Raw genomic sequence first — 2,949 nt, 5'->3', positions numbered from 1 at the left:
GAGATCGTTCGCGGCGGCCGGTTTTGTGTTGGTGGATGACCAGTCAATACCAATTTCTCGCAGTTCGTTGTGCAATCCAGAGGAACGACGGAAAAGCATCACGCGGAGGCGCGGAGGAACGGATGAGGCGCGGAGGCGTTTGGGGCGCTCCCTCCGCGCCTCTTCTGTTTTCTCCGCGCCTCCGCGTGAAAATCGTTCCCCTCACTGCACATCGAAATCCGGGAGATGGGATCAGATCTGGCAGCGCAGCGCCGCCGGCGTTGAGGCGTTGTGAACGTACCTGCTCGGGCTGAAGTCCGCGCCCGCGGACTGGAAGTAGCGGCGCCAGAACTCCCGCACGTCCACCCCCTCCGCCTTTGACGCGTCCGCGCCCACGACCGCCACGCACACGCCCTGCAGCGAGGGGATGAGCCCCCGCTGCTGCCGCGCGGCGATCCAGGCACTGTCCGGCAGCCCGCCCTCGTGTTCCATGCACACGCCCCCGCCCCGGGCGCACTGCAGCATGTCGGAAAGCACCACCAGCACCTTGTGCCCACCAGCCCTACCCTGGCCTGCCTGCTCTCCCGCGGTGTGCAGCGTGGCGAACAGGTCCGTGCCGGTAACGGGCTCCGTCTTGAACAGCGTCGTCACGTACCCGTCCGCCGTCATGCGCGCAAGCTCCAGCTCTTCCCGCTCCCGCTTTAGCGGCTGCGCGCCGCTGGGTATGGGCATGGAGACCGCCCGCGGAACGGAGGCGTCGCGAATGCCCTCGGCGTGCGTGGGCAGCAGGACCAGTCGGTCGCCAAAGCTCAACTCCTTGACCAGCGCACGCAGCAGCTTTTCGTGGCCCTCGCGCTCCGTCGGGGTCAGGCTGCTGGACATGTCCACCGCCACCACATACTCCGTCGCGGCCGGCGGAGGTGGCGGGGGTGGGGGAGGCGGATTGGCCTGGCCTTTATCCACGCAGGCAACGGAGCAGGCGAGCGCGAGGATCGCCAAGGAGGATCGGAACATCGTCATCATCGTCATCTCAGTCGGCGGCAATGCTTTCGGCTCCGTTCATCTCGGGATGCCGGTCAAGGTCCAGGTCCAGCAGGTGGTCCTGCAGGCGCTCGCACTCCATGCGATAGGCATCCAGCGCGCGCGGACGCTCCAGGGCAAACCGTCCGGGATCCGGCTGCGGAAACGAGATGCTGACCGGCACCCGGAAGGCGGCGATGTCGGCCACGTCCAGCCCGCGCAGCCGTGCGTTCTCAATGCGGAAGGTAGACACCACGCCCCGCAGCCGTTCGGCCTTTCCCTGCCAGTCGCGCAGCAGATCCACCGCCAGCAGGTGCTCCACGCGCAGCATTCCCGCGCGCACCTCGTCCAGCGCCTGATGGGCCGCCGCGCGCCGGTCGCCAAACTCCACGCTCAGGTCTGCCTGCCGCCGGGCACGGTCGGCCGCGTGGTCGGCGACGCTCTGGGGAACCACCGAAAAGCGCTTTTCCTCGCGCAGGTAGCCCACCAGGATGGCGGCCAGCACCAGCGCGGCGTTCAGGCCCGCGATGGGAAGGTTCATCCCGTTGATGGCGTTGGCGTAGCTCTGCCGCTCCTCGCGCAGGCGCACTTCCTCGCGCGCGTTGGTTACGGCGCGCCGCTTCTCCGCCGTCTCCAGCTCCGACGCTTCGCTCGCTTCCGCCTGCTTCAGCTCGGCCTGCGTGGTGGCAAGCTCCTGCCGCGCCGTGGCCAGGCGCGACTCGGCCGCGGGCAGCACCCCGGTGCGGGCCAGGGCCAGCATCACCACGATCACCGCGGCGCCCAACACCGCGCCCGCGGCCGGCCACGCGCTCTGCCGCCAGAGGTGCGCGTTGGACGCCGAAACGCTTCCCTTGCGGTGCCTGTACAGCGCCACCAGCGTGCGCACGTGCCCGCCACAGGTGTGCCCCAGGAACAGCAGAAGCAGCACGACCACCAGCGCCAGCACCGAAGGCTCCGGGTACACCAGCGCCTTCTTGACCATGGTGGCGATGCCGTGCAGGTCGGACAGGCCGTTGCTCAGCTGCCGTTCTTCCCACTCGGCAAAGCTCTGGTCCACGATGGTGTTGGCGGGAAACAGCTCCACGAACACCGGATGGTTCGCAAAGAAGTCCGCCAGCATTAGCAGCGGCATCAGCATCCAGAACCACAGACTCTTCAGGTGCCGCTCGGCGTGGATCTCTTCGGTCGCAAGCTCGGGCGCGGCCGTGCTGGATGCCTGCGCGCCGGGTGTGTCGCGCACGATGCGCAGCGCAGGCACGCGCTCGGGGAGCGGGGCGCGCGGGCCCAGGATGGCGCGGGCGCTGCTGGCATTGGCCACCGCCCTGCGCGCGGCCGCCAGCCGCGTTCCGATCGCCTCCGTCTCGGCCGCGATGGCGCCCTGCAGCTGCCGGTGCACGCGATCCACCCACCCGGACAGGACCTCGCGGGCGCGCTGCTCCAGGAGCACCTCCATCTCCAGCGGTTCGGTGCGCGGCAGGTCGTGGCGCGGCTGGCCCTTTTCCGCATGGGCGGCGGCGAGCTCGCGCGCTTCGGTCTCCACCCCGGCCGCGCGGTACCCGAACCAGACCTCCGTACGCTTGAGCACGTTGTGTACGGGGTCGCCATCGACTTCCGTCAGGTCGGCGGCGGTACCCACTGCCCACCCGTTCTCCGCGTCCACCACGATCGTCGAGTCCGCATCCGCGGGACCGGGCGGCGCGGGCGCAGGGGCGGGGGCGGGCGCCGCGGATTCCGCGCGCCTTGAGTTGAGGTTGGGAAAGCGCATTGTCAGCAGGTCAGGCTGAAGACGTGGCAGAATAAGAACGAAGCGTACGGCAGGGAACGGTCGGGGATCGGATTCTCCCACCGGGAACGTCCCTGGAGGGGGCGATACAGGTGGGACGGGAGGCAGCGATCAAGTCGCTCCATGCGTTTACACGAATCCGCAAGTTGAACCATTGCAGTCGCTTT

2 protein-coding genes are annotated in these 2,949 nt (G+C 68.8%); both read right to left on the bottom strand.

Annotated elements, in window-relative coordinates; genetic code table 11:
- Positions 1-231 precede the first annotated feature (231 nt).
- The gene (locus tag ACOJUJ_RS03290) at positions 232-1,002 is read right to left on the bottom strand and encodes a hypothetical protein (protein ID WP_420125416.1); all 771 of its coding nucleotides are present in this window, start codon (positions 1,000-1,002) and stop codon (positions 232-234) included.
- Positions 1,003-1,009: 7 nt separating this feature from the next.
- Positions 1,010-2,764, bottom strand: coding sequence for a hypothetical protein (locus tag ACOJUJ_RS03285; protein WP_420125415.1), 1,755 nt, complete (start codon positions 2,762-2,764; stop codon positions 1,010-1,012).
- Between the last annotated feature and the right edge of the window lie 185 nt (positions 2,765-2,949).

Origin of the sequence: Longimicrobium sp. (assembly GCF_048594345.1) — a bacterium.
Classification (GTDB): domain Bacteria; phylum Gemmatimonadota; class Gemmatimonadetes; order Longimicrobiales; family Longimicrobiaceae; genus Longimicrobium.
The sequence above is the reverse complement of the archived record's forward strand: the minus strand, read 5'-3'. Positions and strand labels throughout refer to the sequence as shown.

What these genes read in the sequence shown, in the direction of transcription:
- ACOJUJ_RS03290 (WP_420125416.1), bottom strand. Translation starts at nt 1,002, where the DNA reads ATGATGACGATGTTCCGATCCTCCTTGGCGATCCTCGCGCTCGCCTGC.
- ACOJUJ_RS03285 (WP_420125415.1), bottom strand. Translation starts at nt 2,764, where the DNA reads ATGCGCTTTCCCAACCTCAACTCAAGGCGCGCGGAATCCGCGGCGCCC.